The organism is Jiangella muralis, assembly GCF_001270745.1.
Classification (GTDB): domain Bacteria; phylum Actinomycetota; class Actinomycetes; order Jiangellales; family Jiangellaceae; genus Jiangella; species Jiangella muralis.
This window is the reverse complement of the sequence record NZ_KQ434752.1, coordinates 579,155-598,186: the sequence shown is the minus strand read 5'-3', so window position 1 is coordinate 598,186 and position 19,032 is coordinate 579,155. Positions and strand designations below refer to the sequence as shown.

The 19,032-nt window shown below is 72.5% G+C and carries 15 protein-coding genes; 12 read left to right on the top strand and 3 right to left on the bottom strand.

Translation table 11 applies throughout. From position 1 onward, the window contains the following. The first annotated feature begins 97 nt into the window (after positions 1-97). The 3 genes from ACW62_RS05610 (at position 98) to ACW62_RS05600 (ending at position 1,876) form a co-directional block, all read left to right on the top strand. A complete protein-coding gene (locus tag ACW62_RS05610) occupies positions 98-628 on the top strand; it encodes a cell division protein SepF (protein ID WP_053203067.1) in 531 nt (176 codons plus the stop codon). A gap of 125 nt (positions 629-753) precedes the next feature. Then, positions 754-1,032: a YggT family protein gene (locus ACW62_RS05605; protein WP_197682826.1), complete on the top strand. Its 279-nt coding sequence runs from the start codon at positions 754-756 to the stop codon at positions 1,030-1,032. Positions 1,033-1,078: 46 nt separating this feature from the next. Continuing rightward, positions 1,079-1,876 carry a DivIVA domain-containing protein gene (locus ACW62_RS05600; protein ID WP_053203065.1) on the top strand — a complete coding sequence of 266 codons (798 nt, stop codon included), beginning with the start codon at positions 1,079-1,081 and terminating at the stop codon, positions 1,874-1,876. Positions 1,877-1,983: 107 nt separating this feature from the next. On the opposite strand, the gene ileS is transcribed toward ACW62_RS05600, so the two are convergent. Next, on the bottom strand, positions 1,984-5,160 hold the full coding sequence (gene ileS, locus ACW62_RS05595) for an isoleucine--tRNA ligase (protein ID WP_053203064.1): 3,177 nt from the start codon (positions 5,158-5,160) through the stop codon (positions 1,984-1,986). A gap of 233 nt (positions 5,161-5,393) precedes the next feature. On the opposite strand from ileS, the gene ACW62_RS05590 reads away from it, so the two are divergent. From ACW62_RS05590 to ACW62_RS05575, 4 genes are all read left to right on the top strand, one after another. Then, entirely contained in the window at positions 5,394-5,657 is a 264-nt protein-coding gene (locus tag ACW62_RS05590) for a DUF167 domain-containing protein (protein WP_053203063.1), read from the top strand. A gap of 121 nt (positions 5,658-5,778) precedes the next feature. Continuing rightward, positions 5,779-6,204 carry a TraR/DksA family transcriptional regulator gene (locus ACW62_RS05585; RefSeq protein WP_205629153.1) on the top strand — a complete coding sequence of 142 codons (426 nt, stop codon included), beginning with the start codon at positions 5,779-5,781 and terminating at the stop codon, positions 6,202-6,204. Continuing rightward, entirely contained in the window at positions 6,177-6,707 is a 531-nt protein-coding gene (gene lspA, locus ACW62_RS05580; protein ID WP_169791996.1) for a signal peptidase II, read from the top strand. The genes ACW62_RS05585 and lspA overlap by 28 nt, the downstream gene beginning before the upstream one ends. Beyond that, complete coding sequence (locus tag ACW62_RS05575) at positions 6,704-7,630, top strand: RluA family pseudouridine synthase (protein WP_053203060.1); 927 nt, start codon at positions 6,704-6,706, stop codon at positions 7,628-7,630. Before lspA ends, ACW62_RS05575 begins: the two co-directional genes overlap by 4 nt. On the opposite strand, the gene ACW62_RS05570 is transcribed toward ACW62_RS05575, so the two are convergent. Further along, positions 7,623-9,017 carry an FAD-binding oxidoreductase gene (locus ACW62_RS05570; protein WP_053203059.1) on the bottom strand — a complete coding sequence of 465 codons (1,395 nt, stop codon included), beginning with the start codon at positions 9,015-9,017 and terminating at the stop codon, positions 7,623-7,625. The two genes, ACW62_RS05575 and ACW62_RS05570, sit on opposite strands and share 8 nt — an antisense overlap. Positions 9,018-9,133: 116 nt before the next feature. Between ACW62_RS05570 and ACW62_RS05565 the strand changes: the two genes are divergently transcribed. The 4 genes from ACW62_RS05565 to ACW62_RS05550 all read left to right on the top strand — a co-directional run bounded on the left by ACW62_RS05565 (position 9,134) and on the right by ACW62_RS05550 (position 17,326). Next, positions 9,134-12,295: an ATP-binding protein gene (locus ACW62_RS05565; protein WP_053203058.1), complete on the top strand. Its 3,162-nt coding sequence runs from the start codon at positions 9,134-9,136 to the stop codon at positions 12,293-12,295. Between the two features lie 224 nt (positions 12,296-12,519). After that, positions 12,520-13,179, top strand: coding sequence for a chorismate mutase (locus ACW62_RS35090; protein ID WP_205629152.1), 660 nt, complete (start codon positions 12,520-12,522; stop codon positions 13,177-13,179). A gap of 113 nt (positions 13,180-13,292) precedes the next feature. Beyond that, positions 13,293-16,805, top strand: coding sequence for a DNA polymerase III subunit alpha (gene dnaE / locus ACW62_RS05555; protein WP_205629151.1), 3,513 nt, complete (start codon positions 13,293-13,295; stop codon positions 16,803-16,805). After that, the gene (locus tag ACW62_RS05550) at positions 16,802-17,326 is read left to right on the top strand and encodes a hypothetical protein (RefSeq protein WP_053203057.1); all 525 of its coding nucleotides are present in this window, start codon (positions 16,802-16,804) and stop codon (positions 17,324-17,326) included. Before dnaE ends, ACW62_RS05550 begins: the two co-directional genes overlap by 4 nt. A 4-nt stretch (positions 17,327-17,330) precedes the next feature. Here ACW62_RS05550 and ybaK read toward each other — a convergent pair whose 3' ends face one another. Then, entirely contained in the window at positions 17,331-17,828 is a 498-nt protein-coding gene (ybaK, locus tag ACW62_RS05545) for a Cys-tRNA(Pro) deacylase (protein WP_053203056.1), read from the bottom strand. Between the two features lie 181 nt (positions 17,829-18,009). Here ybaK and ACW62_RS05540 point away from each other — a divergent pair, with 181 nt between their 5' ends. Further along, positions 18,010-18,984, top strand: coding sequence for an acetylxylan esterase (locus ACW62_RS05540; protein WP_053203055.1), 975 nt, complete (start codon positions 18,010-18,012; stop codon positions 18,982-18,984). Positions 18,985-19,032: the final 48 nt, after the last annotated feature.

Sequence of the window (19,032 nt, the reverse complement as noted above, 5' to 3'; positions counted from 1 at the left end):
CGTGGGCGTGTCGCGCTCACAATCCCCGGATCCGGCTGTGCCCAAGGCTAGTGTCTGGATCAACAGGGGACCGTCCACCACTAGTCGGAGGACTTGAATGGCCGGCGCAATGCGCAAGGTTGCGGTCTACCTCGGCCTCGTGGAGGACCGAGACCGCTACGACGACGAATACGAAGACTACGAAGACGCCGACGGCGAGGCGTACACCGAGGAGTACGACGAGCCCGCCGAGGAGCCGCGTCGCGAACGAGCACCCGAACGAGCACCCGAGCGCGAGCACACCGCCACGGTGGCCTCGCTCGCCGACCGCCGTCCGGTCCAGGCAGTACGGAGGGCACCGGCCATGCGTGAGGCGCGCATCACCACGCTGCACCCGCGGACATACAACGAGGCGCGCACGCTCGGCGAGCACTTCCGTGACGGCACGCCCGTCATCATGAACCTCTCCGAGATGGACGACGTCGACGCCAAGCGGCTGGTCGACTTCGCCGCCGGGCTCATCTTCGGCCTGCGCGGCAGCATCGACCGGGTGACGGCGAAGGTGTTCCTGCTCACACCCGCGGACGTCAGCGTGACGGCCGAGGACAAGGCCCGCATGGTCAGCGGCGGGTTCTTCAACCAGAGCTGACCTGGGCCGGGCGTGACTCGCAAACTCCGCGAACTCGCGCCCGGCTCGCCGTGTCCCAATCATGTGCCCGTGTCGCAGTCATCGTTCCGTGCCGACGTCGGGTAGGTTCAGGTGTTGTGTCGGCTGTGAGTCAGATCCTCTCCGCGGTGTTGTGGCTGTTCTTCATCGCCTTGCTGGTCCGGCTCGTGGTCGACTGGATCCAGGTCTTCGCCCGCGAGTGGCAGCCCAAGGGGCTGGTGCTCGTCGTGCTGGAGGCCATATACACGGTGACCGACCCGCCGTTGCGCGCGATTCGTCGCGTGCTGCCGCCGTTGCGGATCGGTTCGGTTGCCCTCGACCTGGCGTTCATCGTGCTCATCATCCTGGTCCAGATTCTGCTTGTTGTTGTCGGATCTCTAGGATGACGCGGTACGGTGACATTCTGCCTATGCCCACATCCGAGGTGACGCTATGCCACTGACGCCCGAGGACGTCCAGAACAAAGAGTTCACGACGGTCCGCCTGCGCGAGGGTTACGACATGCAGGAGGTCGACGAGTTCCTGGACGAGGTCGAGGCCGAGCTTGCTCGCATGCAGCGCGAGAACGACGAGCTGCGCGACAAGCTCTCCGCCGTGACCCGTGGCGGCGGAGTCGCCGCGTCGGCCGAGCCCATCCAGGCTCCGCGCCAGCCGGAGGCGCCGAAGGCCCCCGAGGCCCCGCCGTCTGCCACGGCTGCCGCGCCCATCGGCGTGCAGCCCAGCGACGCCGCGGCCAAGGTGCTCGCCCTGGCCCAGAAGACGGCGGACGAACTCGTCGCCGACTCCAAGGCCGAGGCCGACCGTCTCATGAACGACGCACGGAGCCGGGCAGACAAGCTCGACTCCGAGACGAAGGCCAAGGCTGCGAAGATCGAGCAGGACGCCCGGCAGCGGGCCGACTCGATCGAGCAGGAGGTGCAGAAGCGCCGCACCCAGGTCTTCGGCAAGCTCGAGTCCGACCGTGCCGACCTCGAGCGCGAGCTCGAGACGCTGCGTGCCTTCGAGCGCGAGTACCGCAGCCGGCTGAAGTCCTACCTCGAGCGCGAGCTGCGCAAGCTCGAGACCGGCGGTGTCGACGAAGCCGACACCGGCGTGGGGCAGGTCCCCGCAGCGGCGGCAGGCGGCGGCGGTTCGCCGCAGTCGTCCGGCCCCGGTGGCAACGCCCAGGCGACGCAGACGGGCGGCTCGCTCCGCTCGGTTGCCAGCCTGCTCGACGACGAACAGCGCTGACGCTCGACCGCTCGACCAGCGACGACAAGGGGCCCTAGGCCGGCGCGCGACGCCGGCCCGGGCCCCTTTCGCTGGTCAGCCCTTTCGCTGGTCAGGCCTTTCGCTGGTCAGGCGTCGGCGGCGGGCACGCGGCGCACCCGGAACGTCAGTCCGAGGTCGGCGTCGCCGTGCTCGGGCCGGCCGTCCAGCGCGTCGAGCCCCTCGTGCACGGCCGTCGCCAGCACCTCGTCGGCCAGCAGGGCGCCGTGCTCGCGCAGCGCGGCCGCCAGCTGGTCGGACGCCGACCACGCCAGCTCGATGCGGTCGGACACCTCGAATCCGGACGCCTTGCGGGCCTCCTGGACCAGCCGGACCGCCTCGCGAACCAGACCAGCGCGGACCAGTGCGTCGGTCAGCGTGAGGTCCAGCGCGACGGTCTCGCCCTCACGGGCGACCGCCCAGCCCTCGCGCGGCGTCTCGGTGACGACGACGTCGTCGGGCGCCAGCTCGACGGTGCCGAGGTCGGGGACCTCGACGCTGGCGCGACCGGCTGTCTTCAAGGCGGACGCGAGCGCCCCCGCGTCGGCGGCGGCCACTGCTGCCGCGACCTTCGGCGTGTCCTTCGCGAACCGCTTGCCCAGGGACCGGAAGTTCGCCTTCGCGCTCACGTCGACGAGGTCCTCGCCGGCGCCGGCCTCGGCCAGCGACAGCACCGACGCCACGTTCAGCTCGTCGGCGACCTCGGCGCGCAGCTCCGGCCGCAGCGTGTCCCAGCCGCGGGCGCCGACCAGCGCGCGCGACAGCGGCTGCCGGGTCCGCACCTTCGACTCCGCCCGGGCGGCCCGGCCCAGCTCGACCAGCCGCCGGGTCAGTGACACCTCGGCCCGCAGCGCGTCGTCGATCAGCGCCTCGTCCGCCTCGGGCCAGGTCGCGGCGTGCACCGACGCCGTGGCGTCCGCGACGGCCGGCACGACGAGGTCCTGCCAGACCCGCTCGGTGACGAACGGCACCATCGGCGCCATCAGCCGCGTCAGCGTCTCGACGCACTCGTGCAGGGTGGCGAGGGCGGCCGGGTCACCGTCCCAGAACCGCCGCCGCGAGCGCCGCACGTACCAGTTGGAGAGGTCGTCGACGAACGCCGTTAGCTTCGCGCCCGCCGTCTGCGTGTCGAAGCCGTCCATCGCGGCGTCGACCTCGCGGACCAGCCGGTGCAGCTCGGACAGCGCCCAGCGGTCCAGTACCGGCCGCTCGGCCACCGGGGGAGCCGAACCGTCGCCCGGCCGCCAGCCCGCGGTCCGCCCGTACAGCGACAGGAACGACGCCGTGTTCCAGTACGTCAGCAGCACCTTGCGGACGATCTCCTGCAGGCCGGCGTTGCCGACCCGGCGCGGCAGCCACGGCGAACCGCTGGCCAGCATGAACCAGCGGACGGCGTCGGCGCCGTGCTCGTCCATCAGCGAGATCGGCTCGACGATGTTGCCCAGGTGCTTGCTCATGCGCCGGCCGTCCTCGGCCAGGATCAGCCCCAGGCAGACGACGTTCTCGTACGACGACCGGTCGAACACCAGCGTGCCGATGGCCATCAGCGTGTAGAACCAGCCGCGGGTCTGGTCCAGCGCCTCGCAGATGTACTGCGCCGGGTACGACTTCGTGAACGCCTCGGCGCTGCCGGGCTCGTACGGGTACCCGACCTGCGCGAACGGCATGGCGCCGGAGTCGTACCAGACGTCGATGACGTACGGCTCGCGGCGGAACGTGCCGGGCACGCCGTCCATCGTGAACGTGACGTCGTCGACGTAGGGGCGGTGCGGGTCGAGTTCGGAGAGGTCCTGGCCGGACAGCTCCGACAGCTCCTGCAGCGACCCCACGCACACCATGCGGGACGGGTCCTCGTCGTTGCGCCAGATCGGCAGCGGCGTGCCCCAGTACCGGCTCCGCGACAGCGCCCAGTCGACGTTGCCGCGCAGCCACTCGCCGTAGCGGCCCCACTTGATGGTCTCGGGGTACCAGGTGGTCTTCTCGTTCTCGCGCAGCAACGCGTCCTTGATCTGCGTCGTGCGGATGTACCAGGACGGCTGCGCGTAGTAGATCAGCGGCGTGTGGCAGCGCCAGCAGTGCGGGTACTCGTGCTCGTACGGGGCGTGCCGGAACAGCACGCCGCGCTGCTCGAGGTCGTCGACGAGGCCGGCGTCGGCGCGCTTGAAGAACTGCCCGCCGACCAGCGGGACGTCCTCGGCGAAGGTGCCGTTCGAGCGCACCGGGTTGACCACCGGGAGGCCGTAGCGGCGGCAGACCCGCAGGTCGTCGGCACCGAACGCGGGCGCCTGGTGCACCAGCCCGGTGCCGTCCTCGGTGGTCACGTACTCGTCGACGACGACGATGTGGGCGTCGGGGATGTCGACCAGCTCGAACGGGCGCTGGTACGTCCACCGCTCCATGTCGGCGCCGGTGAACGACGAGATGACCTCGGCGTCGTCGCCCAGCACCGACGCCAGCAGCGGCTCGGCCAGCACGAGCAGCTCGGACGACCCGGCCGGCCGCGCCACGACATACGTCACGTCCGGATGCACGGCGACCGCCGTGTTGGACACCAGCGTCCAGGGCGTGGTCGTCCAGACGAGGAGGGCGGCTTCGCCGGCGAAGGGACCGCTCGTCAGCGGGAACCGCACGTACACCGACGGGTCGACGACGGTCTCGTAGCCCTGCGCCAGCTCGTGCGACGACAGCGCCGTCTCGTCGCGCGGGCAGTACGGCGACACCCGGTAGTCCTCGACCAGCAGGCCGTTGTCGAAGATCTGCTTCAGCGACCACCAGACGCTCTGCACGTACGACGCGTCCATGGTGCGGTACGCCTGCGAGAGGTCGACCCAGTAGCCCATCCGCTCGGTGAGCTGCTCGAACGCGTCGACGTGACGCAGCACCGACTCGCGGCACCGCGCGTTGAACTCGGCGACGCCGTACGCCTCGATGTCGCTCTTGGACTCGAAGCCGAGTTCCTTCTCGACGGCGATCTCGACCGGCAGGCCGTGGCAGTCCCAGCCGGCCTGACGTGGGACGTGGTAGCCCTTCATCGTCCGGTAGCGCGGGAACACGTCCTTGAACACGCGTGCCTCGATGTGGTGGGTGCCGGGCATGCCGTTGGCGGTGGGCGGGCCCTCGTAGAAGGTCCACTGCGGGCGGCCCTCGCTGGTCTTCAGCGTCTGCGCGAACACGTTGTTGTCGCGCCACAGCGCGAGCACGTCGTGCTCCAGCGCAGGCAGGTCGACCTGGGCGGGCACCTCGCGGTAGCCGGTCGGCTCGGTCATCGTCGCTCTCGAATCCTCCGTCGTGTCGTGCTCCGACGGAGGGACGAGGCGGACCCCGCGGTACCACCCTCCTTGACCGGCGACGCCGGTCCACTTCGTTCGCCGCGGCCGGGTCTAATGAGCGCCATGGCGCCGTTCTTCCGGCGGCTCGAGGGTGATGGCCCCGTCAACGCCTGCTCGCGACGGTGCCAGTGTACGCGCGACTACCCCCTGGACGACCTATTCTTGGCTGCGTGCGCGTGACGATCCGGGTGCGGCCGGGCGCCTCCCGGACGGCGGTGGGCGGCCGGTACGGCGACGCCCTCGTGGTGGCGGTCCAGGCTCGCGCCGTCGACGGCGCCGCCACCAAGGCGGCGCTGGAGGCCGTGGCGGGCGCGTTGGGAATACGCCGGCGGGAGGTGACGTTGCTCACCGGAACGACCAGCAGGACCAAGACAGTCGAGGTCCCGGACGCGGCGGCATCACTCCTGGCAGATCTCATGCGCGAGGCGGATTGATGACGGGCGGGTCACGATCTATTCTCACGGCACCTGGCTCACATGCAGGGGTGGGACGGGGCAACGGGGGTACGGAAGGGTGGCGAGGCAGATGGCGGGTGCGAAGGCGAAGGTGGACACCATGGCCGGGAACAGCAAGGTCGAGGCCGCGGAGGCGGCCGCCCTGGTGGTCCGCGAAGACGAGAGCCCGTGGACGGAAGCCGAGCTCACGGAGGTCTGTGACCTGCTGAGGTCCGACAGCACGCGGCTGCGCGAGGAGATCGCCGAGGCCGAGGCCGACATCGCCGACCTGCTGCGCAGCGGCGACACCGGCGGCGAGGACCAGGCCGACACCGGCACCAAGACGTTCGAGCGCGAGCACGAGATGTCGCTGGCGGCCAGCCACCGCGACATGCTGAACCAGACCGAGCGGGCGCTGGGCCGCATCGAGAACGGCACCTACGGCATCTGCGAGAACTGCGGCAACCCCATCGGCAAGGCCCGGTTGCAGGCGTTCCCGCGGGCCACACTGTGCATGACGTGCAAGCAGAAGCAGGAGCGCCGCTGACGGACGGAGGGCGCCGCCGCACCGGCGTCCTCCTGGCCGTGGCCGCCGCCGTGCTGGCGGCGGACCAGCTGACGAAGATCCTGGCAGTTTCGCTGCTCGACCCCGGCCGGGCGGTCCCGGTGCTGGGCGAGCTGGTGCAGCTGCGGCTGATCCGCAACCCGGGCGCCGCGTTCAGCCTGGCCACGAACCTGACGCCGGTGCTGACGGTGGTCGCCATCGCGGTCGTGCTGGTCATCGTGGTGGTCGGCCGCCGGGTGGCGCACCGCGGCTGGGCGGTGGCGCTCGGCGCCGTCCTGGGCGGCGCGCTGGGCACCCTCACCGACCGCATCTTCCGCATGCCCGGCGCGTTCCGCGGCCACGTCGTCGACTTCGTCGAGCTGCCGAACTGGCCGGTCTTCAACCTCGCCGACACCGCCATCGTCACCGGCGCCGTGCTGGTCGCGGTGCTGAGCGTGCGCGGCATCCCGCACGACGCCCGGCGGCGCGAGGTGGTCGCGTCATGAGTGAGCACCGCAGTCTCCCCGTCCCCGACGGGCTGGAGGGCGAGCGTCTCGACGCCGCCCTGGCCCGGCTGTTCGGGTTCTCCCGCAGCAAGGCCGCCGCGCTGGTCGAGGACGGCCACGTCGTCGTCGACGGCTCCGTCGCGCTGAAGTCGGCGCGCGTGCGCGGCGGCTCCTGGCTGGAGGTCGAGCTCCCGGCGCCGCCGGCGCCCATCCAGGTCGTCCCCGAGCACGTCGAAGGAATGCGCATCGTCCACGACGACCCCGACGTCGTCGTGGTCGACAAGCCGGTCGGCGTCGCGGCGCACCCCAGCCCCGGCTGGACCGGCCTGACGGTGGTCGGTGGCCTGGCCGCCGCCGGGTTCCGCATCTCCACCAGCGGGGCGGCCGAGCGGCAGGGCGTCGTCCACCGGCTCGACGTCGGCACCAGCGGGCTCATGGTGGTGGCGAAGTCCGAGCGCGCCTACACGTCGCTGAAGCGGCAGTTCAAGGAGCGGACGGTCGACAAGGTCTACCACGCGCTGGTCCAGGGCCACCCGGACCCGTCCCGCGGCACCGTCGACGCCCCCATCGACCGCCATCCGCAGCACGACTACAAGTGGGCCGTCGTCGCCGGTGGCAAGCCCAGCGTCACGCATTACGAGACGCTGGAGGCGTTCCCGGCGGCCAGCCTGCTGGAAGTCCACCTGGAGACCGGGCGGACGCACCAGATCCGGGTGCACCTCAGCGCGCTGCGGCACCCCTGCGTCGGCGACCTCACCTACGGCGCCGACCCCACGCTGGCCGCCCGGCTCGGGCTGACGCGGCAGTGGCTGCACGCGAAGCGGCTGGGCTTCGAGCACCCGGGGTCGGGGGAGTGGGCCGAGTTCAGCTCCACCTACCCCGACGACCTCCAGCAGGCCCTGGACCTCATCCGGCCTACGTAGCTGGGCGGATGTTCTGGTTCACCCGGAACAGGTTGTCCGGGTCGTACTGCGCCTTGATGCGGGCCAGCCGCTCGTAGTTGCCGCGGTAGCTGGCCCGGACCCGTTCCTCGCCCTCGTCCATCATCATGTTCACGTACGCCCCGCCGGCCGAGTACGGGTGCAGCGCCCCGAAGTACCCCTTCGACCACGTGCTGATGCGCTCGACGTTGGCCGGGTCGGCGTCCACCCCCGCGAACACGGACCCCCAGCGCGCGTCCCGGTAGCTCCAGGCGGTGTCGGCGGGACCGGCGTCGTGCGCCGCGCCGTCGATCGGGTACAGGTGCATGGTCGACTTCCAGGTGGGCAGCCGGGCGCCGAAGTCGGCGTGGATCGCCACCGCCTCGTCCGGGATCTCCGTGACGAAGTCCGCCCGCCAGTACCACTGGTCGCCCGGCGGGTAGAGGCCGTCGAAGGCGCCCTGCAGCGCCGGGTGCGGCATCGGCGCCGGCCCGTGCAGCAGCGGCTCGGGCAGCGCGTCCAGCAGCGGCGCCATGTCGGCGGCGGCCTGCTCCGCGGACCCGACGTGGCACCAGACGACGCCGCAGACCGTGCGCAGGTGCAGCTCCTCGGGGAACGGCGGCGCCGGTGGCACCGCTCCGACCAGGAAGAACCCGTTCAGTTCGCGCGGCGCGGCGGGCAGGAAGTCGCGGTAGGCCGACAGCACCTCGGCGGTCTGCTCGACCGGCCAGAACGTCGGGCCGGCGATGACGGTGTCCAGCTCGTGCAGCCGGAACAGGAACGACGTGACGACGCCGAAGTTGCCGCCGCCGCCGCGGACCGCCCAGAACAGGTCCGGGTGCTCGGCCGCGCTGGCCGACACCCGCTCGCCGTTCGCCAGCACCATCTCCACCTCGAGCAGGTTGTCGATGGCCAGGCCGAACGCGCGGGTCAGGTGGCCGATGCCCCCGCCGAGCGTCAGCCCGCCGACCCCCGTCGTCGAGATGATGCCGCTCGGCGTGGCCAGGCCGTGCTCGTTCGTCGCGCGGTCCACCTCGCCCCAGGTGCAGCCGCCGCCGACGCGCGCCGTCCGGGCCGCCGGGTCGACGGTGATGTCGCGCAGGTCGCCCAGGTCGATGACGACACCGTCGTCGACGACGCCCAGGCCGGCGCCGTTGTGGCCGCCGCCGCGCACCGCGAGCGGCAGCCCGTGGTCGCGGGCGAAGCGGACGACCCGGGCGACGTCGTCGGCGTCGGCGCACCGGGCGATCAGCGCCGGGCGCCGGTCGATCATGGCGTTGTAGACCTTGCGGGCCTCGTCGTAGCCGGCGTCCTCCGGCCCGGTCAGCCGGCCGCGGACGTCGGTGAGCTCCCGGTGCGCGGTGCGCCCGGTCTCGATGGCGGTGCTCATGGTGTTCCCCCCGTGGTGAGTACGGACGACGGCGACGGTTCCACGCCCCGTTGCGGTGGCGTTGCGGTCGCTCTTGACCGGCGCGGCCGGGAGGAGTACGACCTGGTGGCAGGGGGGTGGACACGGCGGACGGTGCTGAGCTGCAGGTGCGCGTGGCCGGCGAGCTGACCGTGGTGCGCGCGGGCCGGGCGCTGGCCGCCGGCGAGGTGGGCGACCGCAAGGGGCGGACGCTGCTGGCCCTGCTGGCCGTCGCGGGCGGCCGGCTGGTGCCCGTCGACACCATCGTCGACGCGCTGTGGGGCGGGCGGCCGCCGCGGCGGCCGGAGGCGAGCGTCGCGACGCTGGTCAGCCGGTTGCGGGCCGCCCTCGGCCAGGACGTCGTCGCCGGCGGCCGGTCCGGCTACCGGCTCGGCGACGGCGCGCGGGTCGACCTGCACCGGGCCGCCGACCTCGTCGACGAGGCGGAGCTGCGGCTGGCGAACGCGGAGCCGGCGATGGCGCTGGCCTCCGCCCAGGCCGGGCTGGATCTGGTCGGCTCCACGCCGCTGCTGGCCGACGAGGCGGACGCCGCCTGGGCGGTGGAAGGCCGGCGGCTCCAGGCGGACGTCGTCGGGCGGGCCCGTGCGGTCGCGGCCGAGGCGGGCCTGCGGACGGGGGACGTCGCGGCGGCGCTCGCGGCGGCGGAGGCGGCGGCCGCGGCCGAACCGCTGGACGAGCGGTCCGCGCGGTCGCTGATGCGGGTCTACGACGCCGCCGGCGAGCCGGCCCGGGCGCTGACGGCGTTCGAGCGGCTGCGCGCCGGCCTGGCCGCCGAGCTGGGCGTCGACCCGGCGCCGCCGACCCGCGAGCTGCACGTCGCGATCCTGCGCCAGCAGGTCACACCGGCCGCGCCCGCCGTCGCCGGCTCCGCTCCCGGCGTCGAACGGCTGGCCGGGCGGGCACCCGAGCTCGCCCGGCTGGTCCGGCTGTGGGAGCAGGCGGTCGCCGGAGAGGGGGCGCTCGTGCTGGTCGCCGGCGAGGCCGGGATCGGCAAGACCGCGCTGGCCGAGGAGGCCGCCCGGCTGGCCCGCCGCACCGGCGGCCGCACCCTGGAGGCGCGCTGCTACGACGTGGAGCGCTCGCTGTTCCTGCAGCCGGTGGCCGAGGCGCTCGGCCGGCTGGTCGCCCAGCTGCCGGCGCCGGTGCTGCGGCAGTCCACCGGTGACCGCGCGGGCGCCCTGGCCACGCTGGTGCCGGAGGTCGCGGCGCTGCTGGGCGAGCCGCCGCCGGAGCGGCGCAGCGCGGCCGCCGAGCGTCGCCGCGTCTACGACGCGGTGGTCGTCTTCCTGCGCCGGCTGGCCGCCCGGCAGCCGGTCGTGTTCGTCGTCGACGACCTGCACCACGCCGGGGCGGCCACCGTCGAGCTGCTGCACTACCTCGGCCGGCACGCGGCCGAGGGCCGGCTGCTGGTGATCGGCACCGTCCGGGCGGACGAAGGTGAGCGGGTCCTCGCCACGCTGGCCGGGGTCGCCGAGCGGCTCGACGTCGGCCCGCTGGACGACGCGGCGATCTCGCGGCTGGCGGCCGAGGCCGGCCAGCAGGCGCACGGTGCCGAGATCGCCCGGCGCACGCGCGGCCACACGCTGTTCGTCGTCGAGACGCTGCGCGCGCTGGCCGCGGGCGAGGAGGGCATCCCGGACTCGCTGCGGGCCAGCGTCATGGCCCGGGTCCGGCGGGCCGGCCCGCAGGCCGAGGAGCTGCTGCACGCCGCCGCCGTGCTCGGCTCGTCGTTCACGCCGATGACGCTGGCCGGCCTGCTCGACCTCAGCGCGCAGGAGGCGGCCCGGCGTTGTCACCGGATCCTGCCGACCCGGCTGCTCGTGGTGGCCGGCCGCTCGTACGAGTTCGGGAACGACCTGGTCCAGGAGACCCTGTACGCCGCGACGCCGCCGCCCACCCGGGTGGCGTACCACCTGCGCGCCGCTGACCTGCAGGCCGGCAACCCGGAGGCGGTCGGCTGGCACGCCGCGGCCGCGGGCGACTGGGCGCGCGCCGGGCCGGGCTGGCTGGCCGCGGGGGAGCAGGCGCTGCACCGGTACGCCGTCGGCGACGCCGAGGCGCTGCTGCGCCAGGCCATCGACGCGGCCGGCCGCAGCGGCGACGTCGAGCTGACCGGGCGGGCGCACCTGGCCCGCGGCCGGGCCCGGGAGGCGATGTTCCGCTACGCCGACGCGGTGGCCGACCACGCGGAGGCACTGCGGGCGGCGCGTGCGGCCGGCGACCGCGGCCTGGAGATGCGCGCCCTGCGCCAGCTGGGCGGGCCGGCCTGGGCGGGTGGCGGCCGGCCGGTCGCCGAGGGGACGGTGCACCTCGAGGAGAGCCTGCGGCTGGCGCAGCGCCTGGGCGACCGGCCGGCGGAGTCGGAGCTGCTGGCGTGGCTCTCGGTGCTCTCGGCCAACCGGCTGCGCTTCGACGACGCCCTGTCGTACGGACGGCGCGCGCTGGCGCTGGCCCGCGTCATCGGCGGCGACCACGCGCTGACGGTGGCGCTGGACGGGCTGAAGACGGCGTACGCCTACCAGGGCGAGGTGCGCGAGCTGCGCGCCGTCCTGGACGAGCTGGAGCCGCTGTGCCGACGCTCCGGCGACCTCTGGCTGCTGCAGTGGTGCGTGTTCGAGTCCGCCTTCCCGGCGCTCGCCCGCGGCGACTGGGACACCGCCACCAGGCGGGTCGAGGAGGCGCTGCTGATCAACCGGCGCAGCGGGTACACCGGCTACGAGTCCTGGTACGAGGCGAACCTCGGCTGGATCGCGCGGCTGCGCGGCCGGCCCGGCGACGCCGTCCGGCACGGGCGCCGGTCGCTGACGCTGCCGGCGCACGCCTGGTTCGGCGCCGCGAGCATGGCCGCCTACGCCACCACGCTGCTGGAACTGGACCGGACCGCGGAGGCCGTCGTCCTGCTGGAGCGCGGGCTGACGATCGCCGGCCGGCACCGTACCGAGGCCTACCGGCTGCCCTGCCTGGCCGCGCTGGCCGCCGCGACGGACTCGCGCGAGCTGCTCGACGAGGCCGACGCCATGGTGCGGGCCGTCGGCGCCCCGCCGGGGTCGGTCTGGCTGTACGGCGCGGACACGTACGTGGCGCTGGCCCGCGCCCGGCTCCGGCGCGGCGCCCCGCGGGCCGCCGCCGAGCTGCTCGCGCCGCTGGTGGCCGCGGGGGAGCGGACCGGCTGGACGGCGCCGCTGGCCGCCGCACGCCAGGTGGCGGCCGCCTGCCGCGCGGCGCTCCGGCCACGCTGACCCCGTCTCGTCATGTGAACCAGGCGGTCCGGTTCGTGGACAGGCGGGGCGGGACGCCGGTACCGTCGCCGTCATGCGCGCGTATCTCGCCTTTATCGAGCCGGCCCGGGTGGCCGGCCGCGCCGAGGCGTAGCGCGGCCCTCCCGAGCCGGCTCTCTCGCCATCTGGCCCCGAACGGCCGGCTCCCGGAGGTGGACGGCCGTTCACGGAAACAGGAGTATCCCGTGACCGCACCCACGCAGCGCCCGGCCGCAACGACGGCCGCCACCGCCGTCCCCGCGGCGTTCCACGACGCCGTCCGGCCGCTCGTCGTCGCGCCCGCCGGAGCCGGCGGCGACCTCGACCACGACGCCGTCCCAGCCGCGTCCGTCACGCTGGTCGGCGGAGCCGGTGGCGTCGACCCGGCCGTCATCGAGGCCGCGCGGGCGCAGGGGCGGCCCGTCGTCGTGAACCTGGGGGAGCGGCCGGAGCTGGCCGCGGCCGCCGTCGCGGCGGGAGCCGACGGCCTGTGGCTCACCGCGCCGGGCGCCGCGGCCGCCGCGCAGGCCCGCGAGGCCGCGACCCGGGTCGCGCCGCTGGTCCGGTCCGCCGTCCCGGACACCGTCACCGGCTGCCGGGCGGCCATCGACGCCGTCGACGCGGCACTGGCGACGCTGCTGGAGCACCGGGTCGCGCTGGCCGGACGGGTGCAGCGGCTCAAGCCCGTGGGCGGTCACGCCGGCCGCGACCCGGGCCGCGAGGCCGCCATCGTCGCCGCGATGGCCGAGCGCGCGCCGTCGCTCCCGCCGGAGTCGCTGGCCCGCATCGTCACCGCGATCATCGAGGCCGGACTCGACGCCGCCGAACGGGACGAGGAGGGCGAACCGCCCGTCTGGCGGTTGTGAGCCGGCTCTCGTCGGAGTGGCACCGAGACGCTGTCGGAGCGTCGGCATAGGCTGTCTCCAGTCCCCGGCGCGCGCCCCTGACGCCGGTGGTCTGTTCGCGTGAGGAGGCGTCCGTGTCGAGCTTCGTGCACCTGCACGTGCACACCGAATACTCCATGCTCGACGGCGCCGCCCGTCTCGACGACCTCTTCTCCGAGGCCGCGAAACAGGGCATGCCGGCCGTGGCGACCACCGACCACGGCAACGTGTTCGGCGCCTACGAGTTCTACAACAAGGCGAAGAAGCACGGCATCAAGCCGATCATCGGCACCGAGGCGTACCTGACGCCGCGCACCAGCCGGTTCGACAAGACGCGGGTGCGGTGGGGCGACGGCGGCGGCGACGACGTCTCGGGTAGCGGCGCCTACACGCACATGACGATGTTCGCCGAGAACACCGGCGGCATGCACAACCTGTTCCGGCTGTCGTCGCTGGCCAGCATCGAGGGCTTCTACTTCAAGCCGCGCATGGACCGCGAGCTGCTGCAGAAGTACTCCGCCGGCATCATCGCGACCACCGGCTGCCCCAGCGGCGAGGTGCAGACGTTCCTGCGGCTGGGCAAGTACGACGAAGCCATCAAGGCCGCGTCGGAGTTCCGCGACATCTTCGGCAAGGACAACTTCTTCCTCGAGCTGATGGACCACGGGCTCAGCATCGAGACCCGCATCCGCGAAGACCTCCTGCGCCTGGGCAAGGACCTCGGCCTGCCGCTGCTGGCCACCAACGACCTCCACTACACCCGCAAGTCCGACCACGAGGCGCACGCCGTCCTGCTGTGCGTGCAGTCCGGTTCCACGCTCGCCGACCCCAAGCGGTTCAAGTTCGACGCCGAGGACTTCTACCTCAAGACCGCGGCCGAGATGCGCGAGAAGTGGGCCGAGTACCCCGAGGCCTGCGACAACACCCTCCTCATCGCCGAGCGCTGCGACGTCAAGTTCGTCGAGGAGCCCGGCAGGTACATGCCGCGCTACCCGGTGCCCGACGGCGAGGACGAGGTCTCCTGGTTCGTCAAGGAGGTCGAGCGCGGCCTGCACCAGCGCTTCCCCGGCGGCATCACCGACGACGTCCGGGCCCGCGCCAACTACGAGACCGAGGTCGTCACCACCAAGGGCTACGCCGGCTACTACCTCGTCGTCGCCGACTTCATCAACTGGGCCAAGGAGAACGGCATCCGGGTCGGCCCGGGCCGCGGGTCGGGCGCGGGGTCCATCGCGGCGTACGCCATGGGCATCACCGACCTCGACCCCATCCCGCACGGGCTCATCTTCGAGCGGTTCCTCAACCCCGAGCGCAAGTCGATGCCCGACTTCGACATCGACTTCGACGAGCGCCGGCGGGGCGAGGTCATCCGTTACGTCACCGAGAAGTACGGCACCGACCACGTCGCGCAGATCGTCACCTACGGCACCATCAAGGCCAAGCAGGCCGTCAAGGACGCCAGCCGGGTGCTGGGCAACCCGTTCGCGGTCGGCGAGCGCATCACCAAGGCCATGCCGCCGGCCGTCATGGGCAAGGACATCCCGCTGTCGGGCATCTTCGACCCCGAGCACAAGCGGTACGCCGAGGCGGGCGAGTTCCGGTCGCTGTACGAGTCCGACGCCGAGGTGCGCCGGGTCGTCGACACCGCCAAGGGCCTCGAGAACCTGAAGCGCCAGTGGGGCGTGCACGCGGCCGGCGTCATCATGTCGTCCGCGCCGCTGCTCGACACCATCCCGGTGATGAAGCGCGAGCAGGACGGCGCCATCATCACCCAGTTCGACTACCCGACCTGTGAAGAGCTCGGGCTGGTCAAGATGGACTTCCTGGGCCTGCGCAACCTCACCATCCTCGACGACGCGCTGAAGAACATCGTCCGCAACGGCAAGGACGCCATCGTCCTCGAGGAACTGCCGCTGGACGACCGCGGCACCTACGAGCTGCTCGGCCGCGGCGACTCCCTCGGCGTCTTCCAGCTCGACGGCGGGCCCATGCGCTCGCTGCTGCGGCAGATGAAGCCCGACAACTTCGAGGACATCTCCGCCCTCATCGCGCTGTACCGCCCCGGGCCCATGGGCGCGAACAGCCACATCAACTACGCGCTGCGCAAGAACGGCCAGCAGCCCATCACACCGGTCCACCCCGAGCTGGCCGAGGCGCTCGAACCCATTCTCGGCACCACCTACGGCCTGATCATCTACCAAGAGCAGGTCATGGCCATCGCCCAGCAGCTCGCCGGGTACTCGCTCGGCAAGGCCGACCTGCTCCGCCGGGCCATGGGCAAGAAGAAGCGCGAGGTCCTCGACGCCGAGTACGTGCCGTTCTCCGACGGCATGAAGGCCAGCGGCTTCGGCGACGCCGCCATCAAGACGCTCTGGGACATCCTGGTCCCGTTCTCCGACTACGCGTTCAACAAGGCGCACAGCGCGGCCTATGGCGTCATCGCGTACTGGACCGCCTACCTCAAGGCGCACTACCCGGCCGAGTACATGGCCGCGGTGCTCACCTCGGTCCGCGACGACAAGGACAAGACGGCGCTGTACCTGTCCGAGTGCCGCCGCATGGGCATCAAGGTGCTGCCGCCCGACGTCAACGAGTCGGCCGGCGACTTCACCCCGGTCGGCACCGACATCCGCTTCGGCCTCACCGCCATCCGCAACGTCGGCGCCAACGTCGTCGACGGCATCGTCGCGGCCCGGCAGGAGAACGGCCGGTTCGAGACGTTCCCGGACTTCATGGACAAGGTCCCGGTGCACGTCTGCAACAAGCGGGTCGTCGAGTCGCTGGTCCGCGGCGGTGCGTTCGACTCCCTCGGCTACGCCCGGCGCGCGCTGGCCGCCATCGTCGACGACGCCGTCGACACCGTCATCTCGCTCAAGCGCAACGAGGCGGTCGGCCAGTTCGACCTCTTCGGCGGCGCGGGCGACGACGCCGCCGGCGGCTTCGAGGTCCAGGTGCCGGAGCTCACCGAGTGGGACAAGAAACAGAAGCTGGCGTTCGAGCGCGAGATGCTCGGCCTGTACGTGTCCGACCATCCGCTGCTCGGCCTCGAGCACATCATCGCCAACGCGTCCGACCGGCCCATCTCCGCGCTCAGCGACGAGGAAGAGGTGCCCAACGGCACCACCATCAGCGTCGGCGGGCTCATCACGTCGTTGCAGCGCAAGGTCAGCAAGCGCGGCGACACCTGGGCCATCGTCACGGTCGAGGACCTCGAGGGCTCCATCGAGGCGATGTTCTTCCCGGCCACCTACCAGCTGTACGCGCTGCAGCTGGCCGAGGACGAGATCGTCGTGGTCAAGGGCCGGCTCGACCGCCGCGAGGAGGCGCCGCAGCTCATCGCGGCCGAGCTGAGCATGCCCGACCTCTCCGACGGCCCCTCCGGGCCGGTCGTCGTCACCATGGCGATGACCCGGTGCACGCCGCCGGTGGTCGAGCGGCTCAAGGACGTCCTGACGACGCATCCCGGCGCCACCCCGGTGCACCTGAAGCTCACCGGGCCCGGCCGCACCACCGTCATGAAGCTCGACGACCGCCTGCGGGTCACCCCGTCCACGGCGCTCATGGGCGACCTCAAGCAGCTCCTGGGCCCCACGTGTCTGGCGTCGTGACGACGCGCGCCGAGCGGCTGGGGCACGACGCGCCGAGCAACACCCGCGTCGTCCTCCAGATCGCCGTCGTGTCGGTCGTCGCGGGTGTGCTCCTGGGCGTGCTGTGGTGGCTGCTGGCGCCCGACGTGCAGGGCGTCGTCGTCAACGGCGCGCTGGGCTACGACTCCCGCGAGGGCCAGCACCTGTTCACCCGCGACGCCGTGTTCGCGCTGCTCAGCGGCGGGTTCGGGCTGCTGCTGTCGGTCGTCTTCGTGGTCTGGCACCGGCGCAACCCGGTCGCGGTCCTGGTGTCGCTGGCCGCCATGGGCGTGGTCGGTTCCCTGATCGCCCGGTTCGTGGGTGAGTTCCTGGGACCCGACGGCAGCGTGTCCGGTCTCGCCGACGGCGCCGACGTGCTGCTGCCGCTCGAGCTGAAGTCCACCGCGGCGCTGCTCATCTGGTCGATGGTGGCCGTCGTCGTCGCAGCGGTCGTCGCGCTGTTCCGCGAAGACCGCACCCCCTGGTCGCCCCCCGGCGTGTAGCGAGTTAGCTGGTCCGGCCGATGGTGGCGGTCTTCGCGCCGGTCAGCCGGACGAGGTCGGACGGCGTGATCTCGAGGTCGAGACCGCGGCGACCGGCCGAGACGAACACCGTCGGGTAGCCGTAGACCGCCTCGTCCACGATGGTGGGCAGCCGGCGGCGCTGCCCGAACGGACTGATTCCCCCGACCACATAGCCGGTGGCCCGCTCGGCCTGCGACGTGGCGGCCATGACCGCCTTCTTGCCGGAGGCGGCGCGAGCCAGCGACTTGAGGTCCAGTGACCCCGACACCGGCACCACGGCGACGACGAGTTCGTCGTCGACCTCGGCCAGCAGGGTCTTGAAGACGCGCGTCGGCACGACGCCGAGGGCGCGGGCAGCCTCCAGGCCGAATGACGGCGCGGAGGTGTCGTGGTGGTACGGGTGCACGGTGAACGGCACTCCGGCTCGCTCCAGCACCAGCGTGGCCGGTGTTCCTGTGCGCTGGCGTGTTGTTGTCCCCATTAGGGCAATCTAGACCCAACCCACGTGATTCGTCATCGCACGCGCCGCGTTTCGATCATCCGTGAACGGTGTGTTACCAGCGAGTTGCACCTTTAGCCCTGGTACGGACCGGTGGCACGGCGCGGCCGTCGATTAGGGTGGTCCGACCACATTCAACGACGCCTCGCGGAGGACGACCGCCATGCCGTTGTTCGACAAGCCCCTTTCCGAGTTGCGCGATTATCGCCCGGTGCGGGACGAGCAGCCCGATTTCGATGATTTCTGGTCGCGGACGCTGGAGGAGGCCGCCCAGTTCCCGCTCGATGCGCAATTCACCCCGTACGACGCCGCACTACGCCTGGTCGACGTGTTCGACGTGCGGTTCTCCGGCTGGGGCGGGCACCGCATCGCCGGCTGGCTGATCGTCCCCGCCGGCGCGGCCGAGCCGCTGCCGACGGTGGTCCACTACATCGGCTATGGCGGCGGCCGCGGCTTCCCGCACGACTGGCTGTCCTCGCCCGTCGCCGGGTTCGCGACCTTCGTCATGGACACCCGCGGGCAGGGCTCGAACGGCACCCCCGGTGACACCCCCGACCCGGTCGGCGGGCAGAACGCGCAGACCCCCGGGTTCATGACCCGCGGCGTGCTCGACCCGCACGACTACTACTACCGCCGGGTCTTCACCGACGCCGTCCGTGCCGTCGACGCCGCCCTGTCGCACCCGCTGGTCGACTCCTCGCGCGTCGTCATCGCCGGTGGCAGCCAGGGCGGCGGCATCGCCACCGCGGTCGCCGGGCTGCGCCCCGGCCTGGCCGGCGCCATGTTCGACGTCCCGTTCCTCACCGGCTACCGCCGCGCCACCGAGATCGTCGAGACGCTGCCGTACTACGAGATCGCCCGCTACCTGTCCATCCACCGTGACCACGAAGAGCAGGTCTTCCGCACCCTGTCCTACTTCGACGGCATGAACTTCGCCGCCCGCGCCACCACCCCCGCGTTGTACAGCGTCGCGTTGATGGACACCACCTGCCCGCCGTCGACCGTGTTCGCCTCGTACAACCACTACGCCGGGCCGAAGGACATCAGGATCTGGCCGTACAACAAGCACGAGGGCGGCCAGACGTTCCAGACCCGCGAACAACTGCGCTGGCTGCGCGACATCGCCAAGGGCGCCTGAGCCGAGGTGCGGGGCGGCCCGACCGGCCGCCCCGCGCCCGATGCCCGA

Coding starts and splice junctions, on each gene's coding strand:
- ACW62_RS05575 (WP_053203060.1), top strand. CDS start 6,704: ATGAGTGAGCACCGCAGTCTCCCCGTCCCCGACGGGCTGGAGGGCGAG.
- ACW62_RS05585 (WP_205629153.1), top strand. CDS start 5,779: ATGGCCGGGAACAGCAAGGTCGAGGCCGCGGAGGCGGCCGCCCTGGTG.
- ACW62_RS05540 (WP_053203055.1), top strand. CDS start 18,010: ATGCCGTTGTTCGACAAGCCCCTTTCCGAGTTGCGCGATTATCGCCCG.
- ACW62_RS05570 (WP_053203059.1), bottom strand. CDS start 9,017: ATGAGCACCGCCATCGAGACCGGGCGCACCGCGCACCGGGAGCTCACC.
- ybaK (WP_053203056.1), bottom strand. CDS start 17,828: ATGGGGACAACAACACGCCAGCGCACAGGAACACCGGCCACGCTGGTG.
- ileS (WP_053203064.1), bottom strand. CDS start 5,160: ATGACCGAGCCGACCGGCTACCGCGAGGTGCCCGCCCAGGTCGACCTG.
- ACW62_RS05600 (WP_053203065.1), top strand. CDS start 1,079: ATGCCACTGACGCCCGAGGACGTCCAGAACAAAGAGTTCACGACGGTC.
- ACW62_RS05610 (WP_053203067.1), top strand. CDS start 98: ATGGCCGGCGCAATGCGCAAGGTTGCGGTCTACCTCGGCCTCGTGGAG.